The organism is Vibrio sp. 704 (assembly GCF_033339295.1).
Window position 1 is genome coordinate 1 of record NZ_JAWOUH010000502.1, and the last position, 671, is coordinate 671.

The following is a 671-nucleotide window of genomic DNA, read 5'->3' on the forward strand; positions in this document are numbered from 1 at the left end:
CGGATACCAAGCTCCCTCTGGCTGATACCAACGCGATTTCTTGCCTGTTTAAGGCGCTGTGGAAATGGATTTGTTTTAGACAAGTGAGAATCATCATCAACCTACGATGCTTAGATTTTCTAAGTTTTAATTATACCTGTATACTTAGGAAAACTAAGTACAAAATGGAGACTAAGATGAAAACACTAAAAAAGTTCGCACTCTTTTGCGTTTTTTGTCTTGGTGCGTTAGTGACTGCATATCAAAGCTGGGGAGTGGTGTTGATGGCCTTCCCAAGCGTTATTTGGCTACATAAGCCACTGGATGTTATCCACAAAAATAAGTACATCGCGTTGTTATTTTGGTTTGTACTCTTCTATATAAACTGGCTATTCGCCACTGCCGCCGCCCTCACCTATTTCTTCATTCATGTCTGGCATTTGCACCAACAGAACATTCCGCTCAATGACTCGTCTTACGTTAAGCGAGCGCCTCGACGCATCAACCCAAGCACTGGTTTGTTGATGAAGAACAGGCACTTTGACATGACAGGTGAAGCTTATGGCTGGAAGATTGATTGATATGGGTAGGTGATGATCACTCTCGCCCCTACAGGAAAGGATCGTAAATACAAAATGATCCACGATCCATAGCAAAAGCCCCCGATCAATAACTGATGAGGTTAATGATCA

General features: G+C 42.6%; 1 protein-coding gene. It reads left to right on the top strand.

The window, feature by feature from the left end:
• Window positions 1–176 precede the first annotated feature (176 nt).
• Window positions 177–560: a hypothetical protein gene (locus tag R7R24_RS27375; protein WP_318120221.1), complete on the top strand. Its 384-nt coding sequence runs from the start codon at window positions 177–179 to the stop codon at window positions 558–560.
• Window positions 561–671: the final 111 nt, after the last annotated feature.